28 protein-coding genes and 1 pseudogene are annotated in these 23349 nt (G+C 63.6%); 15 read left to right on the plus strand and 14 right to left on the minus strand.

What is annotated here, in order from left to right:
- Positions 1-40: 40 nt before the first annotated feature.
- Entirely contained in the window at positions 41-715 is a 675-nt protein-coding gene (locus tag GV002_RS18245; protein WP_160019702.1) for a DUF1028 domain-containing protein, read from the plus strand.
- On the opposite strand, the gene GV002_RS18250 is transcribed toward GV002_RS18245, so the two are convergent.
- Entirely contained in the window at positions 712-1680 is a 969-nt protein-coding gene (locus GV002_RS18250; RefSeq protein WP_160019703.1) for a GlxA family transcriptional regulator, read from the minus strand. The genes GV002_RS18245 and GV002_RS18250 overlap by 4 nt on opposite strands.
- A gap of 94 nt (positions 1681-1774) precedes the next feature.
- Here GV002_RS18250 and GV002_RS18255 point away from each other — a divergent pair, with 94 nt between their 5' ends.
- On the plus strand, positions 1775-2323 hold the full coding sequence (locus GV002_RS18255; protein ID WP_160019704.1) for a cysteine hydrolase family protein: 549 nt from the start codon (positions 1775-1777) through the stop codon (positions 2321-2323).
- 1 nt (position 2324) lies between these two features.
- On the opposite strand, the gene zapE is transcribed toward GV002_RS18255, so the two are convergent.
- Genes zapE through GV002_RS18270 form a run of 3 tightly spaced genes read right to left on the minus strand, consistent with a single transcriptional unit; the run spans position 2325 to position 4911 of the window.
- Positions 2325-3443 carry a cell division protein ZapE gene (gene zapE / locus GV002_RS18260; RefSeq protein ID WP_160019705.1) on the minus strand — a complete coding sequence of 373 codons (1119 nt, stop codon included), beginning with the start codon at positions 3441-3443 and terminating at the stop codon, positions 2325-2327.
- Complete coding sequence (locus tag GV002_RS18265) at positions 3440-4324, minus strand: carbon-nitrogen hydrolase family protein (protein ID WP_160019706.1); 885 nt, start codon at positions 4322-4324, stop codon at positions 3440-3442. Before GV002_RS18265 ends, zapE begins: the two co-directional genes overlap by 4 nt.
- Positions 4321-4911, minus strand: a complete 591-nt coding sequence (locus GV002_RS18270; protein WP_160019707.1) for a GNAT family N-acetyltransferase — start codon at positions 4909-4911, stop codon at positions 4321-4323. Before GV002_RS18270 ends, GV002_RS18265 begins: the two co-directional genes overlap by 4 nt.
- A gap of 112 nt (positions 4912-5023) precedes the next feature.
- Between GV002_RS18270 and GV002_RS18275 the strand changes: the two genes are divergently transcribed.
- Positions 5024-5422, plus strand: a complete 399-nt coding sequence (locus tag GV002_RS18275; RefSeq protein WP_160019708.1) for a nuclear transport factor 2 family protein — start codon at positions 5024-5026, stop codon at positions 5420-5422.
- A 66-nt stretch (positions 5423-5488) separates the two neighbouring features.
- Here GV002_RS18275 and GV002_RS18280 read toward each other — a convergent pair.
- Positions 5489-6535 (minus strand): annotated as a pseudogene (locus tag GV002_RS18280) (YhcG family protein).
- Positions 6536-6764: 229 nt separating this feature from the next.
- Between GV002_RS18280 and GV002_RS18285 the strand changes: the two are divergent.
- Genes GV002_RS18285 through GV002_RS18315 form a run of 7 tightly spaced genes read left to right on the plus strand, consistent with a single transcriptional unit; the run spans position 6765 to position 13159 of the window.
- Complete coding sequence (locus GV002_RS18285; RefSeq protein ID WP_160019709.1) at positions 6765-7454, plus strand: thermostable hemolysin; 690 nt, start codon at positions 6765-6767, stop codon at positions 7452-7454.
- On the plus strand, positions 7438-8886 hold the full coding sequence (locus GV002_RS18290) for an AMP-binding protein (protein ID WP_160019710.1): 1449 nt from the start codon (positions 7438-7440) through the stop codon (positions 8884-8886). Before GV002_RS18285 ends, GV002_RS18290 begins: the two co-directional genes overlap by 17 nt.
- A complete protein-coding gene (locus GV002_RS18295) occupies positions 8883-9542 on the plus strand; it encodes a TenA family transcriptional regulator (RefSeq protein ID WP_160019711.1) in 660 nt (219 codons plus the stop codon). The genes GV002_RS18290 and GV002_RS18295 overlap by 4 nt, the downstream gene beginning before the upstream one ends.
- Before the next feature lie 4 nt (positions 9543-9546).
- Positions 9547-10338: an SDR family oxidoreductase gene (locus tag GV002_RS18300; RefSeq protein ID WP_160019712.1), complete on the plus strand. Its 792-nt coding sequence runs from the start codon at positions 9547-9549 to the stop codon at positions 10336-10338.
- Between the two features lie 11 nt (positions 10339-10349).
- Positions 10350-11000 carry a tetratricopeptide repeat protein gene (locus GV002_RS18305; protein WP_160019713.1) on the plus strand — a complete coding sequence of 217 codons (651 nt, stop codon included), beginning with the start codon at positions 10350-10352 and terminating at the stop codon, positions 10998-11000.
- An 18-nt stretch (positions 11001-11018) separates the two neighbouring features.
- Positions 11019-11675, plus strand: a complete 657-nt coding sequence (locus tag GV002_RS18310; protein WP_160019714.1) for a response regulator transcription factor — start codon at positions 11019-11021, stop codon at positions 11673-11675.
- Positions 11672-13159: an ATP-binding protein gene (locus tag GV002_RS18315; RefSeq protein ID WP_160019715.1), complete on the plus strand. Its 1488-nt coding sequence runs from the start codon at positions 11672-11674 to the stop codon at positions 13157-13159. Before GV002_RS18310 ends, GV002_RS18315 begins: the two co-directional genes overlap by 4 nt.
- Positions 13160-13399: 240 nt before the next feature.
- Here GV002_RS18315 and GV002_RS18320 read toward each other — a convergent pair whose 3' ends face one another.
- The 8 genes from GV002_RS18320 to GV002_RS18355 form a co-directional block, all read right to left on the minus strand.
- Positions 13400-13702: a ribbon-helix-helix domain-containing protein gene (locus GV002_RS18320; protein WP_160019716.1), complete on the minus strand. Its 303-nt coding sequence runs from the start codon at positions 13700-13702 to the stop codon at positions 13400-13402.
- Between the two features lie 91 nt (positions 13703-13793).
- Complete coding sequence (locus GV002_RS18325; protein ID WP_178094765.1) at positions 13794-14378, minus strand: DJ-1/PfpI family protein; 585 nt, start codon at positions 14376-14378, stop codon at positions 13794-13796.
- A gap of 225 nt (positions 14379-14603) precedes the next feature.
- Positions 14604-15515, minus strand: a complete 912-nt coding sequence (locus tag GV002_RS18330) for an SDR family oxidoreductase (protein WP_160019718.1) — start codon at positions 15513-15515, stop codon at positions 14604-14606.
- Positions 15516-15627: 112 nt separating this feature from the next.
- Entirely contained in the window at positions 15628-16158 is a 531-nt protein-coding gene (locus GV002_RS18335; protein ID WP_160019719.1) for a DUF1569 domain-containing protein, read from the minus strand.
- The gene (locus GV002_RS18340) at positions 16151-17044 is read right to left on the minus strand and encodes an alpha/beta fold hydrolase (RefSeq protein ID WP_160019720.1); all 894 of its coding nucleotides are present in this window, start codon (positions 17042-17044) and stop codon (positions 16151-16153) included. Before GV002_RS18340 ends, GV002_RS18335 begins: the two co-directional genes overlap by 8 nt.
- On the minus strand, positions 17041-17817 hold the full coding sequence (locus GV002_RS18345) for a class II aldolase/adducin family protein (protein WP_372241839.1): 777 nt from the start codon (positions 17815-17817) through the stop codon (positions 17041-17043). The genes GV002_RS18340 and GV002_RS18345 overlap by 4 nt, the downstream gene beginning before the upstream one ends.
- A 159-nt stretch (positions 17818-17976) precedes the next feature.
- Entirely contained in the window at positions 17977-18444 is a 468-nt protein-coding gene (locus GV002_RS18350) for a cupin domain-containing protein (RefSeq protein WP_160019722.1), read from the minus strand.
- A gap of 1 nt (position 18445) precedes the next feature.
- Positions 18446-18895 (minus strand): flavodoxin, encoded by a 450-nt coding sequence (locus tag GV002_RS18355; protein WP_160019723.1) that lies wholly within the window; start codon positions 18893-18895, stop codon positions 18446-18448.
- Between the two features lie 102 nt (positions 18896-18997).
- On the opposite strand from GV002_RS18355, the gene GV002_RS18360 reads away from it, so the two are divergent.
- Together GV002_RS18360 and GV002_RS18365 are read left to right on the plus strand one after the other, a co-directional pair.
- Positions 18998-19444, plus strand: coding sequence for a PAS domain-containing protein (locus GV002_RS18360; protein ID WP_160019724.1), 447 nt, complete (start codon positions 18998-19000; stop codon positions 19442-19444).
- Between the two features lie 50 nt (positions 19445-19494).
- Entirely contained in the window at positions 19495-20118 is a 624-nt protein-coding gene (locus GV002_RS18365) for a hypothetical protein (RefSeq protein ID WP_256667131.1), read from the plus strand.
- 21 nt (positions 20119-20139) lie between these two features.
- On the opposite strand, the gene GV002_RS18370 is transcribed toward GV002_RS18365, so the two are convergent.
- Entirely contained in the window at positions 20140-21093 is a 954-nt protein-coding gene (locus tag GV002_RS18370; protein WP_160019725.1) for a MerR family transcriptional regulator, read from the minus strand.
- An 89-nt stretch (positions 21094-21182) separates the two neighbouring features.
- On the opposite strand from GV002_RS18370, the gene GV002_RS18375 reads away from it, so the two are divergent.
- The 3 genes from GV002_RS18375 to folM all read left to right on the plus strand — a co-directional run bounded on the left by GV002_RS18375 (position 21183) and on the right by folM (position 23328).
- Positions 21183-21620 (plus strand): thiol-disulfide oxidoreductase DCC family protein, encoded by a 438-nt coding sequence (locus tag GV002_RS18375; RefSeq protein WP_160019726.1) that lies wholly within the window; start codon positions 21183-21185, stop codon positions 21618-21620.
- 113 nt (positions 21621-21733) lie between these two features.
- Positions 21734-22300, plus strand: coding sequence for an antibiotic biosynthesis monooxygenase (locus tag GV002_RS18380; protein WP_160019727.1), 567 nt, complete (start codon positions 21734-21736; stop codon positions 22298-22300).
- A 317-nt stretch (positions 22301-22617) separates the two neighbouring features.
- Positions 22618-23328 (plus strand): dihydromonapterin reductase, encoded by a 711-nt coding sequence (gene folM / locus GV002_RS18385; protein ID WP_160019728.1) that lies wholly within the window; start codon positions 22618-22620, stop codon positions 23326-23328.
- Positions 23329-23349 lie beyond the last annotated feature (21 nt).

A 23349-nucleotide genomic window follows, 5' to 3' on the forward strand; every position in this document is an offset into this window, starting at 1 on the left:
GCAAGGTGCGGCCTAACCGAGAAACCGCCAAGGAGTTGCCATGACCTTTTCCATCGTTGCCCGCTGCCCCCGCAGTGGCCAGTTCGGCGTCGCCGCCGCCACTGCGATGCCTGCCGTCGGCAAACTGCTCAGCCACGCCGCCGCCGGTGCAGGAGCAGTGGCTACCCAGGCGCAGGTCAATCCCTATCTCGGCCTGGATGGCCTGCAACTGCTGCGTCAGGGTTCATCGGCGAGCGCAGCGCTACAGCGACTCAAAGGCACCGATCCCTGCATGGAACTGCGCCAGTGCGCGCTGATCGACGCCCAGGGCGATACGGTCTGCTGGACCGGAGAGAAATGCATTCCCTGGGCCGGTTCGCTGGCCGGCGAACAGTTCTCCGTACAGGGCAATCGCCTGGTCGGCCCGCAGGTGCTGGACGCAGTGGCCGAAGCATTTCGCCGCACCGAGAAACGCCCGCTGATCGAACGCCTGATCGAAGCGCTGGCCGCCGGCGATCGATGCGGCGGCGACCGCCATGGCGAGTCGTCCGCCGTGATCTACGTGGTCGATCAGGAGGAGTATCCACTGTGGGACATCCGCGTCGACCATCACCTCGACCCGCTGGCCGAGCTGCGCCGTCTGCACAAGGTGTTCGCCCGCGATGTACTGCCGGAGATCCTCGCCATGCCGACACGCGACAATCCGGCAGGCCTGGCAGCGGAGGACTCGGTCTAGCGCGCCGCCGCACCGAAGCGCCGCCGATAATCGCCAGGCGATACCCCCACCAGGCGGGTGAACACTTTGCGAAATGCACCACTGTCGCCGTATCCCACCTGCCAGGCCACCTGCTCGATGCCCTGGCGAGTGAACTCGAGCAGCTCGTGCGCCTTGCTCACGCGCAACTGCTGGCAATACTCGGTCGGTTTCATGCCCGTGGCAGCGCGAAAACGGCGCAGGAAAGTACGCTCACCCAAGCCAGCACGGGCAGCCATGTCGGCCAGGCTCGCCTCCGCCTTCCCCTGGAGCCAACGCTGCACGGCCAGTACCGCTGCATCGCCATGATCGAGACTGGGCGCAAAACTGCTGAAATGCCGCTGCGACTCCCGGTTCAGATCGATCACCAGAAAGCGCGCGGTCTCCGCCGCAATGGTCGGCCCCATCAGCCGCGTCACCAGCGCCAGGCCAAGATCGGTCCAGGCCATCAGGCCCCCGGCGGTGATCAGATCACCATCGTCGATGACCATACGCTCGGGAAGTACCCGGACGTGGGGGAAACGAGCCGCCATCTGAGCAGCCAGCGACCAGTGGGTGGTTACCGTTCGACCATCGAGCAACCCGGCTTCAGCCAACGCGAAAGCACCGACGCAGACGGACGCCAGCAATACACCCGCGCCATGCTGCTCACGCAGCCAGTCGCGATAACACGCGGCGAGCGGCTGCGTGGCATCGCCATCCAGACAAGGCGGCAAAATCACCACCTGCGGCGCCTCCTCATCCTGTGGCAGGCTATCGAACACACGACGCACGCACCCCGCCTCATCGGCCTGCCAGTGACTGACCCGCAGCCGAGGCACTCCCTGGCGTTCGTGCCCCGTCGCCATCCTATTCGCCACGCTGAACAGATCCCCCAACCCATGCACCGCAGCGAGCTGCGCACCGGGGTAGAGCAATAATCCGATCTCCAGACAGCGCTCGCTCATTGTCAGTTTTTCCCCGCAGATTGTCGGCCCTGCCCATCCTCGCAAACGCGCCGAGGCGATAAGGTGTGCCGCACATCATCCCACGGAGAACACCATGAGCAAGCGCGCCCTGATCCTGATCGATATCCAGAATGACTATTTCGAAGGCGGCAAATGGACGCTCGAGGGCATGGACAGTGCCACCGCCAATGCCGCTCGCGTACTGTCGGCAGCACGCAAGGCGGGCGACAAAGTGATCCATGTACGCCATGAGTTCGGGAACGATGACGCGCCCTTCTTCGCCCCCGGCAGCACAGGCGCGCGCATCCATACGCTGGTGCAACCCCTGGCAGGCGAAGCGGTGGTGCTCAAGCATCAGGTCAATGCCTTTCTCGACACCGACCTCAAGGCCCAACTGGACGAAGCAGACATCGAACAAGTAACCCTGGTCGGCGCCATGAGCCATATGTGCATCGATGCCGCAGCACGCGCCAGCAGCGACTTTGGCTACGCCACCACCGTCATTCACGATGCCTGCGCGACGCGCGACCAGGCGTTCGAGGGCCAATCGATTGCGGCCACCCAGGTGCATGCCGCGTACATGGCCGCCCTGGCTTTCGCCTATGCGAGCGTGGTTTCGACCGAGCAGTATCTGGCGGGCTGAGTCAGCTTGCCCCGAAACGCTGCAGTTGCATCTCGCGCAGGCGGCTTAGCGTGCGCCGGAAGGCGAAGCCGAGGTAGCCCTGGATGTAGAGTTCATCCAGCGCCACTTCGGCCTCGATATACAGCGGCACGCGGCGGTCGTAGCACTCGTCGACCAGGGCAATGAAGCGCCGTACCGCATCGTCGTTGCGCGACAGCGCGGGCAACTGCCGATCCCCGGCATCGACCCGTTCGGCGCCATCCTCGGTGCCACGGGCGATGCGTCCTTCACGCTGCTCACCACCCAGGCATGGCACCTCGCCGAGCAGGATGGCCGGGAAACGCTCGCACAATTGGATGAAATCCACCGCCGCCAGTGGCTGCTCGCACAGATCGTGAAAACGACACCACAGTGCCGCTGGGCAGTGACCGAGGCTCACCAGGCTGCGATGGGCCAGCTGCAGCGTTTCACGGCTGATGACCTGCCCATCGCTCAAGCGGGCGAACAGCTCGCCCAGCGCCTGTGGCTGCTGCACCCAATAGCGTTGAACCTCGGCACCGGGATGCAGGCGATGATCCTGTTCGCCGTCCACGGCAACGACCTGCATATGCATCTGGAGCGCAGCGATGGCGGGCAGGAAGCGCTCGCGGTTGTAGCCCTCGGCATACAGCTGATCCGGCGGCTGGTTGGAGGTGGCCACCAGCACCACGCCCTGCTCCACCACCAGGCTGAGCAGGCGGCCCAGCAGCATGGCATCGCCGATATCGCTGACGAACAGCTCGTCGAAACAGAGCACACGCACCTCGCGTCCCAGCTCCTCGGCTAAAAGTCGTAGCGGATCGGCATTGCCGGTCAGCTGGAACTGCCGGCGATGCACCCATTGCATGAAATGATGAAAATGCTGCCGCCGCGCCGGCACTCGCAGGGCGTTATAAAAGCTGTCCATCAGCCAGGTCTTGCCACGCCCGACCGGCCCCCAGAGATAAACGCCGAGCGGCCGTTCGCCACGTTGCGCGGCCTCGAAGCACTGCTGCAGCGCCTCGACCGCGCGGCGTTGTGCAGCATCGACCACGAAGCCGGCTGAAAGCGCACGCGCGTAGGCAGCACGAGGTGAATCCGGCAGGGCCTGCGGCGCGTTCAACGCAGCACCAACCGGCCGTCATCGAACTGTCGTGGCCAGTCGCGACGGGTGAACACCTGGCCCTGCTCGCGCACGCGGCGCACCTCATCCAGATCCAGCTCGCAGATCAGCCAGTGGCTGTGCGTGGGGCACAGCTGCTCGCTCTCGGCGACGATGCCGCTGGCCGGCATGCCGTAGTCCGATGGCACGTACAGCGAGGCGCGGCCATAGCCCTCGTCCAGCGAGGGCGACCAGGGCGCCAGGCCGACGGTGGGCGAGTGCAGCACGGCGATCTGGTTCTCCAGCGCGCGAGCCTGGGCACCGATGCGCACGCGATGAAAGCCGGCCACGGTGTCGGTGCAGCTGGGGGCGAGAATCAGATCGACGCCCGCCTCGGCCAGGGTATGCGCCAGCAAGGGGAATTCGTTGTCATAGCAGATCAGAATGCCGAGCTTGCCCAGCGCCGTCTCGAACACCTTGAGGCCGCTGCCCGCCGCGATGTGCCACTGTTCGAGCTCGAAGCGGGTCATGATCAGTTTGTCCTGGGTGCCCAGACAGCCATCCGGGCCGAACAACCAGGCGCGGTTGCGGTAGATGCCGTCGTCATCGAGCACCGCCATCGAGCCGGGCTGCAGGTAGAGATTCAACCGCCGCGCCAGGTGCTTGCACAGCTCCAGCCAGCGTGGCAACAGCGGCTGGATACCGGCGATGGAACCATGCAGGTCGCCGCGCTCTTCTTCCGGTAACTGCCCTGTCAGCACCAACCCGGCGTACTCCGGCAGCAACAACAGGTCAGCGCCCTGCCCGGCAGCCTCTTCGCAGAGTGTGGTGAGGTGCTCGACGTAGGCATCCCAGGTGGGCAGCAGATCGATGTGGTACTGGCAGGCGGCAACCTTGATCATGAGGTGAGTTCCTTCAACCAGAACGACATGGGCTTGGCCGACTCTTCGGCTTCGTCCAGATCACGCCAGTGGTAATGGGTGTGCAATTCGGGATGATGGCGGTAGCCGCGCCTGATCCAGAAGGCGTCAAGCGGCTGGTAGTCGGCAGGCCGTCGCGGGTGATCGACGGGGCGCTGCACGGCGCAGAAGGCGCACCAGTCGAAACGCCCCAGCTTGCGTGCATGGGCCTCGCGCTCGGCGAAGAAGCGCACGCCCAGACCGCGCCCACGCCAGGCCGGCAAGACCACCGACTCGGCGCAGTAGAAGATCCGCGCCGAGTCCCAGCCCGCAGCAATGAACGGCTGCTGAAACGCCTCGGTTTCGTCCTGCAGCGGTAACGCCGTGCAAGCGCCTACCACCTGACCGGCGTCGACGACCAGCACGCACAGGCTATCGGCACTGCGCACGTAGGTAGCCAGGTACTCGGCCTCGTAGTCGAGGTCGCCCGCGTAGAGATAGGGAAACTCGCGGAACACCTGGATACGCAGGCGCGCCAGGTCGTCGATATGGGGCGCAATCTCGGCCCCGTGGAGCAACTGAATGTCCATGCGCAGTCGTTGGCCAACAGCAGGGTGACGCCGACGGCTATGCCGGCGGGAAGCGGCGAACTTATCATGCCCACCGGCAAACCACTAACGACGCAACGCAAGGAACTTAGCCATGACCGCCACCGAACTGGTTCAGGCCTACTACGCCGCCTTCAACGCCAGCGACATGCCCGCCTTTCTCGACCTGCTGGCCGACGACGTGTTGCACGACATCAACCAGGGCGAGCGTCAGGTCGGCAAGGCCACCTTCGCCGCCTTCATGGACAAGATGAACCGCTGCTACCGCGAGCGCCTGACCGACATCGTGGTGATGCAGAACGCCGAAGGCAGCCGCGCCGCTGCCGAGTTCGTGGTGCACGGCGAGTACCTGGCCGACGACGAAGGCCTGCCGCCGGCCAACGGCCAGACCTACGTGCTGCCGGCAGGCGCCTTCTTCGAGATCAAGCACGGCAAGGTGGTGCGCATCAGCAACTACTACAACCTCAATGACTGGGTTGCGCAGGTCGGCTGAATATCCTCAGGCCCGGGGCCGGGCCTGGCAGCCGCTCGGTGCCCTGATGCACAACCCCCTCCCAGCTCAGTGAACCCAGTACAGCCCACGTTGCTCGGCCAGCCGCGCTCGCTCCCGATCCAGCTCGGCCCGTAGCTCTTCTTCACTGGGTAACACCAGCTTGTATTTGCTGGCGAACAGTTGCTCGCTGCCCTGCAGCACCGAATAACGCACCACGGACGCATCCTTCTGCGCACAGAGGATGATGCCCACGGGCGGGCCGTCTTCCGTGCCGCGCCTGAGGTCATCGAACATGCGCACGTACATGTCCATCTGGCCGATATCCTGATGGGTCAACTCGCCGCGCTTGAGATCGAAGATCACGAAGCACTTGAGCAGGTAGTTGTAGAACACCAGGTCGATATAGAAATCCTTGCTCTCGGTGCTGATGCGCTGCTGCCGGCCGACGAAGGCGAAACCCTTGCCCAGTTCCAGCAGAAAGCTCTGCAACTGGTCGATCAGCGCCTGCTCCAGCTCGCCCTCCAACATGGTGCCGGCATTGGGCAGGCCGAGGAACGCCAATAGCACCGGATCGCGCACGAACTCACGCGGGCTCTTGCCCAGGGCCTGCAGCTTGCTCGCCGCCTCCTGCTCGACCGCCGCGCGATCCTGGCTGGCCAGCAGACGCTCGTACTACAACGTGCCGATCTGCCGCTCCAGCGCACGGGTGCTCCAGTTCTGCGTCGCGGCCTCGTTCATGTACCACTGCCGTGCACTGTCGCTGTCCAGCTTGAGCAGGGTGCGATAATGCGTCCAGCTCAATTCGCGACGCAGTGCGTCGCGAATTGGAAAAGCCAGAAAGAACGCCCGCATATGTCGCAGATTGGTTGCATCGAAACCTTTGCCGAACTCGGCCGTCAGTCCCTTGGCCAGCGCCGTTAACAGATTCTTGCCGTAGGCGGCACGCGCCTGCCCACCCTGCTCTAATTCAACGATATGCCGGCCGATTTCCCAGCAGGTTTGCACCTGAATCGTATCCACCGCACGCACGGCCTGCTGCCGGGCCTGGCGGATCAGCTCGCCCAGTTCGGTGAGCAGAGGTTGCAACTTGGGGTCAGCATTGAGTGACGTCATCTTTGCTCCCTGAATGCTCGGTGTTGATCCTGCCAGCGATGGCCCATTCAGTCCGAAACTTACCCGCTCATCCTGCCAAGAGCCAGTATTCAAGCCCATTGCAGGCACGGACTCATCCGCGATAGTCAGCGCCGAGACCATAAGCCTGAAACATTCTGCAAAGTCTTAATACAGCGTTAAGCCAGCCCCTCACACAATCGCCCCCAGGTTCATTACCGAGGTTCCGAGCATGGAACTCCCCTGGGCGCAGCATGATCGTCCCGTTGCCCGTATCGGGCGCGGCGATAGTTACGAACTCCACCTGGCCTCTCCCGACAGCGCACGCCGCGTTGCCCTGGAGCGGTTCATCCGCCAGCGCTTCGAGTTGCAGCACGGCGCACGCATCCGCCACTTCATGCCCTGTCTGTTCGGCCTGGAAAATCAAAGCGGGCAGTTGCTCGGCGCGGTGGGCGTGCGCAGCGGCAACAGCGGCCCGCTGTTTCTCGAGCGCTACCTGAACGAGCCGATCCAGACTGCCATCGGCGCACGCCTGGGCCACAGCGAGCCCAGCCGGGGCGAGCTGGTGGAAGTCGGCAACCTGGCCGCCGACAGCCCCGGCGCCGCGCGCCTGCTGATCGTCGCGCTGACCGATCTGCTGGTAGCCCTGGGTTTTCGCTGGGTCACCTTCACCGGCACCCCAACCCTGCTCAACAGCTTCCAGCGCCTGGGCCTGACCCCCATCGCCCTGGGCGAAGCCGATCCGGCACGCATGGGCGAGGAGCTTGCCGACTGGGGCAGCTATTACGACAACCGTCCACTGGTCATGGCGGGTGACATTCATGGCGGTCATCAGCGCCTGCTGCAACTGGGCGCCTATCCGCGCCTCGGCCATCAACCGCTCTATCCCCTGGAGGAGATGCCCGATGTGGTCTGCAGTTGAATCCTTCTTCGCTCGCCTGGCCGAGTTCGGCCCGCACATCGCCTTGGCCGAGGGCGAACGCACGCTGACCTATGCCGAACTGCTCGGCGCGGTCGAGGCGCGCGGCAGGCACCTGCGCGCCCTAGGCGCCCACCGTGTGGCGCTGGCCCTGGACAACGGCACCGACTGGGTGCTGTGGGACCTGGCGGCGTTGCACGCGGGCCTGGTCTGCGTACCGGTACCGGCGTTCTTCTCTGCCGAGCAGCAGCGCCATGTGCTCGACAGCGCCGGCATCGATTGCCTGATCGGCAACAGCGCCCCCGGTTTCGCCACCGTCGAGGGCAACATTCATCGCCGCACGGTGACGCAATCGGCCGCGCTGCATCCGGGCACCTGCAAGATCACCTACACCTCCGGCACCACCGGCCAGCCCAAGGGCGTGTGCCTGGACCTGAAAACGCAACTGGCAGTGGCCGGCAGCCTGGTCAAGGCCAGCGCCAGCCGCGAGGTGCAGCGGCACCTGTGCATCCTGCCGCTGGCGACCTTGCTGGAGAACATCGCCGGCGTCTACGCGCCGCTGCTGGCCGGCGCGCGGGTCGAGCTGATGCCCATGGCGCAGATCGGCCTGACCGGGGCCAGTGGCTTCGACCTGGCGCGCTTTCTCCAGGCCCTGCACGCCGCCCAGCCGCACAGCCTGATCCTGCTGCCGCAATTACTGCTGGCCCTGGTCAACGCGGCCGAGCGCAAGCTGCCGGTACCGGGCTCGCTGCGTTTCGTCGCCGTAGGTGGCGGCCGGGTTTCCGCGCAGTTGCTGGAGCGCGCCGACGCGTTGAGTCTGCCGATCTTCGAGGGCTATGGCCTGTCCGAGTGCGCCTCGGTGGTGTGCCTGAACACGCCCGAGCAACGCCGCATCGGCAGCACCGGAAAACCGCTCGACCACCTACAGGTGACGCTGGCAGACGACGGCGAAGTGCTGGTCAAGGGCGCGCGCATGCTCGGTTATCTGGGTGAGCCGGCAGCGCAAGGCGAATGGCTGGGCACCGGTGACCTCGGTCATTTCGAGGATGGCTTTCTGGTGCTGCACGGGCGCAAGAAGCATCAGTTCATCACCGCCTACGGGCGCAACGTCAACCCGGAATGGGTCGAGTCAGAACTGGTGCAGCAGTTGCCCATCGCCCAGGCCTGGCTGCACGGCGAGGCGCTGCCGGGCAACGTCGCGGTGCTGGTGCCGCGCTTCGCCAATACCCCAGACGCGCAGTTGCAGGAAGCCGTGGACGCCGTCAATCACGGCCTCCCGGACTACGCCCGCGTACATCACTGGCTGCGCGCCGATGCCCCGTTCAGCACGAGCAACGACCTGGCCACGGCCAATGGTCGCCTGCGCCGCATCACCCTGTTCAACCATTACCAAGCCGCCATCGATGAGCTGATGGCAGAAGGAGTACATGCATGACTTTCTACGATTCCCTGCTGAACCAGACCCAGGCCGAACGCGACTACCTGCTGAGTGCACCGATCATCCAGCAGGCCATGACCGGCCAGGTCGCCCTGCACAGCTACATCGCCTTCCTCACCGAGGCCTACCACCACGTCAAGCACACCGTGCCGTTGCTGATGGCCTGTGGCGCACGCCTGCCGGAACGCCTGGAATGGCTGCGCGAAGCCATCGCCGAGTACATCGAGGAAGAAACCGGCCACCAGGAGTGGGTGCTCAATGACATCGCGGCCTGCGGCACCGACAAGGAAGCGGTGCGCAACGGCACCCCGCACATGGCTACCGAACTGATGGTGGCCTATGTCTACGACCGCATCGCCCGACACAACCCGGTGAGCTTCTTCGGCATGGTCAACGTGCTAGAAGGCACCAGCATTACCCTGGCCACCCAGGCAGCCGGCATCATCCAGGACAAGCTGCAGCTGCCGAACAAGACCTTCAGCTACCTCAACTCCCACGGCAGCCTGGATCTGGAACACATCGAGTTCTTCAAGAAACTGATGAACCAACTGGACAACGACGATGACAAGGCCGCCGTGGTGCACACTGCCAAAGTCGTCTACCGCCTGTACGGCGACATGTTCCGCAGCCTGCCGCTGGCTGGCGAGGAGTAAGGTCATGCAACCGATGGATTGCCGTGCTCTGCTCACCGGCGCCAGTGGCGGCATCGGCCTGGCCCTGGCGCATCGCCTGGCCAGCGAAGGCGCCCATCTGCTGCTGGTCGGGCGCCGACTGGAGCCCCTGCAGCCGCTTCTGCAACGCTTTCCGCAGAACGTGCTACTGGTGCAGGCCGATATCGCCAGCCGCAGCGGGCGTGATGCACTGGTCGCCGCAGCGCAGAACTTCGGTGGGCTGAACTGCCTGATCAACGCGGCCGGGGTCAACCGCTTCGGCCTGCTCGATCAGCAGGACGAGCAGCTGATCGCCGAGCTGATCGGCCTCAACGTCACCGCCACGCTGCAACTGACCCAGCGCCTGCTGCCGCTGCTGCGTGCGCAACGGCATGCGCTGGTGATCAACGTCGGCTCCACTTTCGGCACCATCGGCTACCCAGGCTTTGCTGCCTACTGCGCCAGCAAGTTCGCCCTGCGCGGTTTCTCCGAGGCGCTGCGCCGCGAGCTGGCCGACACCAATGTGCGCATCCTCTATTTCGCGCCGCGCGCCACCCGTACGCCGATGAACGCCCCCAGCGTGGTGGCGATGAACGACGAGCTGGGCGTGAACATGGACGATCCGGAAAAAGTCGCGGCCGAATTGCTGCAAACCATCCGCCACGAGCAGGAAGAGCGCTACCTGGGATGGCCGGAACGCCTGTTCGTGCGCCTCAACGGCCTGCTGCCGCGCGTGGTCGACCAGGCCCTGCGCAAGCAGTTGCCGATCATTCAACGCTTCGCCCGCCACAAGCACTGAGGAGATTGCCCGTGAACGCATTTCGCACCCTGATCATCGCCGCACTCGGCTTCACCGCCCTGCCCGCCTTCGCCCTCAGTGACAACGGCCAGGCCCAGTTGCAGCAGTTGCAGACACGCTGGGCCGAGATCAACTACGAGACGCCGCAGAAGCAGCGCGAAGCGGCCTTCGCCAAGCTCGTCACGCAAGCCGATGCGGCCCTGGCCAGCGAACCCAGGGCGCCGGAGCTGCTGATCTGGCGCGGCATCATCCTCAGCACCCAGGCCGGTGCCAAGGGTGGTCTCGGCGCCCTGGGCCTGGTCAAGCAGGCCAAAGCCAGCCTGGAGCAGGCGCTGGCCATCGATCCAAAAGCCCTGGCTGGTTCGGCCTATACCAGCCTCGGCAGCCTGTATTACCAGGTCCCCGGTTGGCCGATCGGCTTCGGCGACGACGAACAGGCCGAGAATATGCTCAAGCAGGCACTGGCGATCAACCCGGACGGCCTCGACCCGAACTATTTCTACGGCGACTTCCTGCAACGGCAGAAACGCTACGAGCAAGCCCGCGCTGCGCTGGAAAAGGCCCTGGCGGCCAGGGATCGTCCAGGCCGTGAGCTGGCCGACCAGGGGCGCCGCGCAGAAGCCACAGCGCTTTTGCAGCAGGTGACAGGTAAACTCCAGTAACCCTCTGCAGGAGTGACCATGCGTATTCTTCTCATCGAAGACGACCAGGCCCTGGGCGAAGGCATTCGCACCGCTCTGAAACCCGAAGGCTATACCGTGGACTGGCTGCAGGACGGCGCCAGCGCGCTGCATGCGCTGAGCCACGAGAGTTTCGAGCTGGCCATTCTCGACCTCGGCCTGCCGCGCATGGACGGCCTGCAGGTGCTAAAGCACCTGCGCGCAGCGGCCAACCCGGTACCAGTGCTGGTGCTCACCGCACGTGACGCCACCAGCGACCGCATCGCGGGCCTCGATGCCGGCGCAGACGATTACCTGGTCAAGCCCTTCGATGTCGCCGAGCTCAAGGCACGCCTGCGTGCCCTGCTGCGGCGCAGCTTCCAGCGCCCGCAACCGGCACTGCAATACCGCGGCATCAGTCTCGACCCGGCCAGCCAGGTGGTCGAATACCAGGGCCAGGTCATCAACCTGCCACGCAAAGAATTTCTCTTGCTGCACGAACTGCTGATCCAGCCCGGTCGCGTGCTGACCCGCGACAAGCTGCAACAGGCGCTCTATGGCTGGGATGAGGAAGTGGAAAGCAACGCCCTGGAAGTGCACGTGCACCACCTGCGCAAGAAATTCTTCCCGGAGCTGATCCGCACCGTGCGCGGCGTCGGTTATCTGGTGGACAAATGAGGCTGCTGAAAACCTTCGGTTCCATTCGTACCCGCATGCTCGCCCTGCTACTGCTGCTGGTAGCGGCCAGCTTCGGGCTGATCAGCCACAAGATCTACAACGACTCGGTGCATGAGGTGCGCGAGCTGTTCGACGCTCAGCTGTCGCAGACTGCGCGCCTGCTCATGGGCCTGGTACGCCACGACCTCAGCGAGAACGAGCGAGGTGAGATGCAGGCAGTGCTCGACGAAGCGCTGCTGCTGCACAGCGCGCGCAACCCGGACAACCTGCTCGGTCACGAATACGAGGGTAAGCTGGCCTTTCAGATGCTCGATGACGATGGCGAGCTGCTGTTCCAGTCTGCCAGTGCCCCACCTGGTTTGCTGAACAACATGATCGCGCAGCTCGGCCTGGCGCTGCCCAAGGATGACCAGCCCATGCGCGAGCGCCTGGTCCAACTGGCCCGCTACCTGATCGGCTATCACACTCTGAATATCGGCCAGCATCGCTGGCGCGTGTTCGTGCTGCATGACAGTCGCGATCACCACTGGGTACTGGCAGGTGAGCGCGAAGACGTGCGCGGCGAGCTGATCGGCAAGATTGCCCGACGCAGCCTGCAACCGCTGCTGATCGGCCTGCCCATCGTCGGCCTGCTGCTATGGCTGACCGTGGGTTGGGGTTTGTATCCGCTCAAACGCATGGCCGATGCCATTCGCGGCCGCGCCCCGGACAACCTGGCGCCGCTGGTCTTCCCGCCACTACCCAACGAGTTGGAGCCGATGGCCGCCGCGCTCAATCGCCTGCTGATGCAGGTCAACCAGTTGCTCGAACAGGAAAAGCGCTTCATCGCCGATGCCGCCCACGAGCTGCGTACGCCGTTGGCGGTGCTGCGCATCCACGCCCAGAACGCACTCGAGGCGCCGGATGCCGGCGACCGCGAAGAGGCGCTGAGACAGTTGGGCAGCGGTGTCGACCGCGCCACCCGCGTCGTCGCACAACTGCTGACACTGGCACGCCTGGACCCCAACGGCATCCGCCTGAACATGGATCACCTCGACCTGCTTGCCTTCCTGCGTGGCGAGCTGGCTGAACTGACACCCCTGGCGCTCAATCGCGGCCAGGAGCTGGTTCTCGACGCTCAGGAACCAGGCGACTACCACCTGCCGGCGGACGCGCCCAGCCTGGGTATCCTGCTGCAGAATCTGGTGAGCAATGCTGTGCAGTACACCCCGGCGGGCGGCTGCGTTCAGGTACAGCTGCAGGCCACCACTGAGGACCTGCTGCTGCAGGTACTCGACAGCGGCCCCGGTGTGCCAGCGGCGTTGCGCGAGCGGCTGTTCGAGCGCTTCTTTCGCGCTGGCGAAGGCCAGGGCGCCGGGCTGGGCTTGTCCATCGTGCGCCGCATCGTTGAATTGCATCAGGGCAGTATTGCCCTCGATGAGTCACCGCTCGGCGGCCTGCGTGTCAGCGTGCGCTTACCCCGGCGTCCCGGCAGCCTTGCCTGAATGATCGCAACGACAAATATCGATGGTCAGGTATAGCCATACCCAATCACAAAGATAGAGACAATCCGTTTTATCAATCAAAGCGCTTCTCCGATCATGCACACCTGTTCAACAGCCACTACCTACAGGAGTAACTCCGCATGAGTCTGATCAAACGCTTCTTCCAGCAATCCCAACCGAGCCAGCAGCCGACCACACCGAACGTGCAGGAACACCCGAACTTCTGGATGTACCAGTGACTCAGCCGCTTGCACCGACCACCCTCAGCGGCACCTGACGCCCGGCCTTCTGTGCCAGGTAGCGGGTGCAGCTGACACGCAGGAACGAGGCGAAATTGACCACTTCGCCGCGAAAATCCATGACCTCGTCATGCAACTTGGCGATCAGCTGGTTGGTGGTCATGCCATCGACTTCGGCGATTTCGCGCAGGATGTCCCAGAACTGATTTTCCAGACGCAACGTGGTGACCACACCGCGGATGCGCAATGAGCGTGCGCGCGATTCGTAGAGAATCGGGTCGGCCTTCACATAGAGTTCGCACATCGGCTTTATCTCCTCACGAGCGTCGTAGCCCGGATGCAATCCGGGGATGCCGACAATGGTGCGGCCTCGGATTGCATCAGGGCTACGTTAGCTACAAGCGGATTTCAGTCCCAAGTACCTTGAGAAACGCCGCCAGCCAGGCCGGATGCGCAGGCCAGGCTGGCGCGGTGACCAGCTTACCCTGCACGTGTGCCTGATCCACCGGAATTTCCACGTACTTGCCACCGGCCAACGCCACTTCCGGCGCACAAGCAGGATAGGCACTGCACTCGCGTCCCTCCAGCACCCCGGCGGCCGCCAGCAACTGAGCACCGTGGCAGACGGCAGCGATGGGCTTGTCGGCGCTGGTGAAGGCCTTCACCAGCGCGATGACGTCGGCATTCAGCCGCAGGTACTCGGGAGCACGGCCACCGGGAATGACCAGAGCGTCGTAGTCCTCGGCACGGACCTTGGCAAAATCGAAGTTGAGCGCAAAGTTGTGCCCCGGCTTCTCGCTGTAGGTCTGGTCGCCCTCGAAGTCGTGGATAGCGGTGCGGACCGTCTGGCCGGTCACCTTGTCCGGGCAGACCGCATGTACGGTGTGGCCGACCATCTGCAGTGCCTGGAACGGCACCATGGTTTCATAGTCCTCGGCGTAATCGCCGACCAGCATGAGAATCTTCTTGGCAGCCATGATCGTCTCCTGAAGGTAGGTGGAACGAATGCCATTATTCGCCCCTATTTCCTCCGACAGGTAACAGCCGGGTACTACTCACTGCACAGACACCGACTATGTGGGAGCCGCGCCCCGCCGCGAACCAGAGCAGCAGGGCCTGGCAAAGCTTCGCCTCGGGGCTCCTGCCAAACGCCGCATTGAGCGTTCTATATGATCACTACCGGGCTTTCAGTGTCCGCATGTGCTCTAGAGCGCGTATTTCTGCAGGTTCGCCATCATCTCCTTGAGCGCCTCGACGTTGTCGGCCGGGTGTGCAGCGCCTTCAAAATCGCAGATGCGTTGCCACTGGGCGGCGACATCCTCGGGGCTGAAGCCCGCGCTGGGGTCGAAACCGGCGCCCAGGCTGCGCTCCCAGCGCACCTTGCCCACCCAACCACCGCCGACCTCGAACAGGCCACCGGTGTCCTGGCAAGCGGCACTACCGAGGTACACCACCAACGGGCTGACCAGCTCGGGCTTGAGCTGCTCGAACACCTGCGGCGGAATCAGTCCTTCGGTCATGCGCGTGGCACCGGTCGGCGCGATGGCATTGACCAGAATGTTGTTCTTGCGCCCTTCGATGGCCAGGGTGCGGGTCAGGCCGTACAGGCCGAGCTTGGCCATGCCGTAGTTGCTCTGGCCGAAGTTGCCGTAGATGCCGGAGGTCGACGAGGTGAAGATGACACGGCCGAAGTTCTGCTCGCGCAAGTGGGGCCAGGCCGCGTGAGTGGTCTTGTAGGCACCTTCGACATGGACCCTGTAGACCAGATCCCAGTCGGCATCTTCCATCTTGTGGAAGCTCTTGTCGCGCAGAATGCCGGCATTGTTGACCAGCACATCGATACGGCCGAAATGATCCAGCGCCGTCTGCACGATCTTGTCGCCGTCGGTGACCGAGTCATGGTTGGCCACTGCAGTACCGCCGAAGGCGCGAATCTCTTCCACCACCTTGTCGGCCGCCGAAGCGTTGGCCCCTTCACCATGGGTGCTACCGCCGAGATCGTTGACCACCACCTTGGCGCCATGACGAGCGAACAGCAGCGCATGGGCGCGGCCCAGGCCACCGCCGGCACCGGTGACTATGACCACTTGATCTTCGAAACGGATGGCATCGCTCATCGACAGCTTCCTCGGGCAGGTTGTGAATGCGCCGAGTGTCAGGCAGCCCCGCACGCTTCACAAGACGCGCGCGGGCGCTGAATGACGGCCGATAATGCGACCTTATGCGCGCTCAGGCGATGCGAATCAGGCTCAGGTGGTTGTACAGGTGCAACACGTGCGCCTCGGCGTATTCGCCATGTTCCAACGCGCCATAGGCGAAATGCGGCTGCAGCTCACCGCTGTAGCTGGCGAACCGCTCGAAGGCCATCTGCAGGCGCTGCAACGCCAAGCCCTGGCTAGCCGGTTCGAGCAGAGACGCAGCACCGGGAATCACCTCGTCCAGCGGATGACGCATGGCGCCGCGACCGCTGAACACGGCGAACGCGGCAGGCCCCAGGCAGTGGCGAAACCAGGCCGGTTTCAGCTCTGGATAACCGTCGATGGAGTAATCGATGCTCTGCGCGCAGTGATTGAACACCTCGCTCGGGCTCCAGCCGCGAATGCTCTGCAGCGTCTTGCCGTGCAGGTCCGCCAGCACCTGGCGTGCGCCCTCCAGGCTGACAGCCGCCGGCCGTGGCCCGGCAGGCAAGGCCCAATAGCCGGCGCCGAGTGCGGCGGCTCCGCCGAACACGGCGCCTTTGAGCAGGGTACGTCTACGCATCCGAGCTCCTTGCATCGCGAAATTGCAGGTAATGCTCGAGCACCGCAGCCGGCGCCTCCAACTGCGGATAGTGGCCGATGCCGTCGAGCAGAACGGTGTCGGCGTCTGCGATCAGCTCACGGTAACGCGCCACCATATGTGCACCGGAGATGGGATCGAAGGCGCCATCGATCACCCGCATCGGCAGCGCCGTGGCCTGCATCGCCGTAACCCAGCGCTGCCGTTGCTGGCGCCGCTCGGGCATGTAGCGAATCAGGCGATGCATCACCGCCGGCCCGTTGTTGTACGCCACCAGTTGCCACAGGGCATCCAGTTCGGCTTCGCTGGCCTGGGTGTGCGGGCCGAAGATACGGGCAAAACTCTGTGCCAGCTTGCGCCGTGAGAACAATCGCCCGATCAGCGGACCAAGCGGCCCGAGCAGCAACTTCTGCACCCGCACCGGATGATGCGTTTCGGGGAACAGGCCGCCGTTGAGGAACACACAGCTCGCCAGTTGCAGTTGCCCATCCTGGTGCCGTGCGATCAGCTCTTGGGCAACGCTGTCGCCATAGTCATGAGCCAGCACATGCAAGGCCCGTTGTTCGCCGATGTGGGCTAGCAGTGCCTGCTGCAGATCGGCCTGTTCCAGCAGGCTGTAGGCATGCCCACGCGGTTTGGCCGAGTAACCGAAGCCAAGCATGTCGCAGGCGATCACCCGGTAACGCTCGGCCAGCGGCGCCCACAGGCGGTGCCAGTCCCAGCTGGCGCTGGGAAAGCCGTGGATCAGCAGTAACGGCTGGGCTTCTGTGTCTCCAGCGGTCCAGTAACGGATCCTGTGACCACGAAAGTCCAGCACCTGGCTTTGCCCGCGCCATTCATCCAGGGCAATGCCTGGCAGCTCGCTCACTGGTCGTAACCCGGCATCTGCTGGTCCAGCTTGCGCAGCAGCGCTGGCCAGGGCAGCGCGCCACCCATGCCTTGCGGCGTTTTCATCACGCCGGCGATCATTGCCCGTGCGCCGTCGAGAATCTGCTGCGGAATATGGATCAGCTCGGCACCGCCGCTCTGCGCCATGACCTGAATCTCGCAGGCACGCTGCAGGACGAACATGCCGAGGAAGGCGTCGGCGATGCCGCCGAAAGCGGTGAGCAGCCCATGGTTGGGCAGGATCATGAAGTTCTTGTCGCCCAGATCCGCCTGCAGCCGCGCTTTCTCGTCATGATTCAGCGCCACGCCTTCATAACCGTGGTAGGCCAGGCTGGCGAGGACGAACAGTGATTGCTGCGACAGCGGCAGCAAGCCCTGCTTCTGCGCCGACACGGCGATGCCGGCAGACGTATGGATGTGCAGCACGCAACCGACGTCGTGGCGCACCTCGTGCACGGCGCTGTGAATGGTGTAACCGGCCGGGTTGATGTCGAACGGGCTGTCCATCAGCTTATTACCCGCCAGGTCGACCTTGACCAGGCTAGACGCCGTGATTTCGTGGAACATCAGGCCATAGGGGTTGATGAGGAAGTCCTCGGTGCCCGGTACCTTGGCAGAGATATGAGTGAAGATCAGGTCGTCCCACCCATAGAGGGCAATCAGCCGGTAGCAGGCGGCGAGGTCGACGCGTGCACGCCATTCGGCCTCGGAAACCAGATTCTTCACGGCAGGGAGTTTCAGCGGAGCATTCACGGCGGTCACCTCGATATTCTTGTTGGTCGGTGGTGTCCGCAGTCTAGCCAGGCGCGTCGCTGGCGGTAGTTGCCCTGGCAGCCATCTTGATGGCTTTGCGGGTCACGGCTCTGGCGCGACGCGGTGCGATAGGCAGGTATTCGCCGCTTTTATCGCCGCTCAAACCAGCTCGGGGTAATCGCGAGCCAGCAGCGGCCACTGCGCCTGAGCGGCGCTATCATCGGCCAGCAGGCGAAAGCCCTCGAACTGGAACTCCGGCGCCACGCTGCAGCCGACCAGCGTATAGGCGCCTGTCGAGCGCGCCGCCTGCCAGGCATGGGCCGCGACCGCGCGCTGCGGCATCTGCCCTTCTGCCGCTGGCCCGAGCAGCTCGCAACGCACTGCGCCGGGAGTGTCGGCGATCAACAATTGCAGCGGATCGCCCTCGTGAAAGTGCCACAGCTCATCGGCGTCGACCCGATGCCAGCGGCTGACCGCGCCACCCGGCAGCAGGAACAGAATGGCACTGGAAGCCGCCCGGCCCTGAGCATCGCGCTGCGCCGAAACGAACAGACGACGGTAGTAACCGCCCTCGGGATGCGCGGCGAGCCCGAGGCTGTCGATCAACTGGCGAGCGCGCGGGTGCACGTCAGGCCTTCAGCGCTGCCACGAAGGCTTGCAGCCAGGGTTCGGCATCGGTTTCAGGTGTGACGGTTTCGCTGGAGTCGAGGCGCAGCATGTCCAGCACTTCGCGCAGGCCCAGCTCGGCATACAACTCACGCATCAGTTCACCGCCGCCACAGAAGGTGTCATAACTGGAGTCGCCCAGCGCCAGCACTGCAGCCGGTTTGCCGCTCCAAGCCGGCAAACGGTCTCTGATTTCGCTGTACAGCGGCAACAGGTTGTCCGGCAGCTCACCCATGCCAGTGGTAGACGTGACGGTAAGGAAGGCATCCGGCGCGAAGGCCAGCAGCTCCTCGATATTCATGTTCGCTTTGTGCCAGGCATCCAGCCCGGCGGCCTTGAGCTGGCGCTCGGCGTGGCGAGCGACTTCCTCGGCCGTGCCGTAGACCGAGCCCGAGAGAATGGCGACTTTCATGACAACTCCGGAAACAGGAAAAACGCCGCGTATTATGCCGCAAGTGGACAGGCCGACCCGATGTTTTAGAATGCAGCGCATATCCATCGCGGAACCGGACTCATGATCAATGCCAAACTGCTGCAACTGGTAGTCGACGCCTCCAACGACGGGATCGTGGTGGCCGAGCAGGAGGGCGAAGACAATATTCTGATCTACGCCAACGCGGCATTCGAGCGCCTGACCGGCTACCCCTGCGATGACATCCTCTACCAGGATTGCCGTTTCCTGCAGGGCAATGACCGCGCACAGCTCGGCCTGCAGGCCATTCGCGAAGCGGTCAAGGCGAACAAGCCCTGTCGACAGATCATTCGTAACTACCGCAAAGATGGCAGCGCGTTCTGGAACGAGCTATCGATCACTCCGGTGCTCAACGAAAGCGACCAACTGACCTACTACATCGGTATCCAGAAGGATGTCACCGAACAGGTCGAAGCCAAGCAGCGGGTGCGTGAGCTCGAGGCAGAGGTCACCGAGCTGAAAGCCGAGCTGGCGCGCCTTAAAAGCTGACGAACGGATAAAACTATCCTTCGCCAGCGCAGTCAGATGAGTTTGACCCCGTGCAGTCTCATCTCATGCAAAGCGACCCGCTGCTCACCAAGGACGAACTGGATTTCATCCAGACGATCCTCTTCAAACCTCCGCAAAAGCGGCGCCCTCACCCTGCGCCGCGGTTGGCTCTGGGCGAACAACTCAGTGAGCTTCTGGCGCGCTTGGGCAACGAAGAGCAGCTAAGCCTGGACACGCACACCGATAATCAGCACCTGAGCTTCCCCCTGCACCTGATCCAGGACGGCCACAGCCAGTCGCGCCTGGAACTGGGCGCACCGCTGATCTTCGAACAAGGGGTGAACGAACGCCCATGGCGTCTCGCTCTGCCCACAGCGCTGGCACTGCTGGATGGCAGCGACCAGCCCAGTGGCCTGAAGGCGCTGGAGCTATCGAACAACGGAATTCTGGTGGAATACAGTAGAACAGGCACGCCGGCCAAGGATCAGTTGCTGCAACTGCTTCTGCCCCAGGAGCGCCGCGTTCAACTGCGCGCGCGGCTCGCAAGGCGCGTCAGCCAGAAGCGTTACGCTTACAACCTGCAGACGCTGCATACGGAAGATGAACAGACCCTGCGTCAGTACCTCTTCGAACAGCACAACGAACAACAGTCGCAGCCTGCAGCAGTCAGCTGAAGCTCAGTAACCTGGGCCGCCTCAGGTATCGAGATGGCCAGCCAGAAACTGCTGCATACGACGCTGCATCAGGCGTCCTTCATTACCCAGGCAGGCAATGGGCGAACCAGCCAGGCTCTCCTCTGCCAGATCGGCACTGTCACCGGCCAGCAGCAGCGGACATGCCAGACCCAGCGCCAGGCGCGCCAGTTGCCGCGGGAACTCCTCACCTGGCGGCTGATTGCTGAAGACCACCAGCGCCTGGGGCTGCATGCGTTCACAGACCAGGGCCAGGTCGGTCATGGGTACGCCAGGGCCCATCACCGACACGCCGACGTCCTGATTGCCTAACAGCAACGCGGCAACCAGCAACTCCAGTTCCCGACAGTGACCCGGTAGCGCCACCAGCAGCACGCGCTCACGCGAATCATCGCGCCCCAATTGCAGACGCTGCCAGCAGCGCCCACGCAGGAAACCGTCGAGCATCAGCCACTCGCCACGCAGGCCGACTTCGTCCTGGCGCAGCAGCAACTCCTGCCAGACCGGCATGAAAATGTCCTGGAACACGACCGGCAGCGGATAGCAGGAGAAAATCTGCCCATACAAGCGCTCGAGACGAGGCTCATCGAAACTCTGCAGCGCACTGCGCACCTGGCCCTGCCACTGACTCCAGTCGTCACTGCTGACTTCGTTGTAGGCCGGCGTGGCGACGCTGCGACTGCTGGCGCTCTTGGCCAGGATCGAGCCGACCTTGCTGACCGCGACGCCACGCTCGATCCAGGCGAGGATGCTGCGCACGGCATCGATATCGGCCTGTGAGTAGAGACGATGGCCGCTGTCGGTACGGGTCGGTTGAATCAGGCCGTAACGCCGCTCCCAGGCACGCAGGGTGACCGGATTGACGCCGGTAAGGCGAGAAACCTCGCGGATGGGGAACAGCTCTTCCTGCTTCAAAGCGCTGGACGCAAGCGATGTGACGGAGGCGAGTTCTGGCATGGCTTCGGGCATCACGGCAACGAATATGAGCGCATTGTAACCCAGCTAAGGCAGGCTTACATTGTGCAAGAACTGTACAAGGTGATTTCATGCACAACCTTGCCTGGCCATTGACCCTCTACTACGACGGTGACTGTCCGCTCTGCGCACGCGAAATCGGCATGCTCAGGCGGCATGCGTCACCACAGCGACTGCTGCTGGTAGATATTGCCGCCGCTGACTTCGATCCGATGCCGCTGGGTGTGTCCCTGAACGCGATGCAGGATCGCCTGCACGCACGCTGGGCAGATGGCGAGTGGTTGCTGGGCCTTGATGCCAGCCTGTGGAGCTGGGAGGCGGCCGGACTGGGAAGCTGGGTTGCGCCGCTGCGCTGGCGACCGCTGCGTCCGCTGCTGGAGTGGGGCTATCGGTTGTTCTGCCGCCTGCGCCCCCATTTGGCGCGACTTCCGCACCCTGACGGTGCAACACGTTGCCGTAAAGGCAAGGTTTGCTCCGGCCAACGTCCGCCATCAGGCAGGGCTGGCTAATTTCCGCAAAACGGGAATAATCCTTGCTGCATTCTTCGTCGAGCACATTACCCCGTGCTCGATCGCGCCCAATGCCATACCCCGGCTGACGGCAACACTCGAGGAGATACACAATGTCCCCCGTTACCCTGATGGTGGCGCGCCGCGTTGCCAATGGCCGTTATCACGATTTCATCGCCTGGCTACGTGAAGGCGAACACCTGGCCACCGACTTCCCTGGCTACCTCGGCTCCGGCGTACTGGCACCGCCTGCCGGTGATGATGAGTTCCAGATCGTTTTCCGTTTCAGCGACGAACAGACCATGGCTTCCTGGGAGCACTCGGCCTCACGCCAGGCCTGGCTGCAGCGTGGTGCGGGCCTTTTTGCCCAACCGCAGGAAAAGCGTGCTGTCGGCCTTGACGCCTGGTTCGGCAGCGCCCATCGACAACCTCCGCGCTGGAAGCAGAGCGTGGCGATCTGGCTGGCGTTCTTTCCAGTATCCCTGGCCTTCAACCTGCTGCTGGGCCCCTGGCTCGCCGAGCTTTCGTTGATCACCCGCGTGCTGTTGTCGACACTGGCCTTGACGCCACTGATGACCTACTGGTTCATCCCACTTTCCACTCGCCTGCTGGAGCCCTGGCTACAAGGTAACTACCCGCAGCGCCTGAGCAGAAGAGCCGCCAGCATCGGCAAGCCCTGAAAGCATCCATCTCTACCACTCGGCCAGCCTCGTGCTGGCCGATTTTGTTGTACAAGCAACCAATATTTGTACAAAAACAACAATGCGTACAGGTAAAGTACAAAATCCCCCTCTCGGCCTCCTCAGTAAAAATCCTTAAAACTCAGCAAAATAGGCTAATTCACTCAGCCTGATAGCAAAACCACATGCCGCACATGGTTGTACAACCTGCGACTCTGGTATAGCTTTATCCACGGCCTGGTGAGTACCGCCTGCCACTGGTCAGGTATCCCGAGGCGGTACGAGCCAGACCTTCATTTCTTTCTCACGAGTTGCACATGAGCGCTGCCAGCTTCCCAATTCTGATCACCGGCGCCGGCCAGAGGGTCGGCCTCTACTGCGCCGAACGTCTGCTCGACGAAGGCCAGCCGGTGATCATCAGCTACCGCCAGATGCGTGACGATATTGCGCAACTGCGTGAGCGCGGTGCCATCGCCCTGCAGGCTGATTTCAGTGATGAGAGCGGCATCATGGCGTTCATCGAACAGCTCAAGGCGCAGTGCAGCGGCCTGCGCGCGATCGTGCACAACGCCTCGCAGTGGCTGGCGGAAACGCCGGGCGAAGAAGCGCAAGCCTTTCGTCAGCTGTTCAGCGTGCACATGCTTGCGCCCTACCTGATCAACCTGCATTGCAGCGAGTTGTTGCTGCAGTCAAAACACGCCGACATCGTGCACGTGAGTGACGATGTGGTACGCAAGGGCAGCGCCAATCGCCCCGCCTACTGCGCGAGCAAGGCGGGCCTGGAAAGCCTGACGTCGTCGTTCGCCGCACGTTTGGCGCCACGCATCAAGGTCAACACCATCGCTCCGGCGCTGCTGATGTTCAACGATGGTGACGACGACGCCTACCGGACCAAGACCTTGGCCAAATCGGCGCTGGGCATAGAACCCGGCCCGCAGGCCTTCTATCAGACCTTGCGCTATCTGCTGGACAACGCCTACGTAACCGGAACGACCCTTACCCTCAACGGCGGCCGCCACCTCAAGTGAAGCGACTGCCCAGGACACTGC

Origin of the sequence: Pseudomonas sp. 8O (assembly GCF_902506495.1) — a bacterium.
GTDB classification, from domain to species: domain Bacteria; phylum Pseudomonadota; class Gammaproteobacteria; order Pseudomonadales; family Pseudomonadaceae; genus Aquipseudomonas; species Aquipseudomonas chaetocerotis.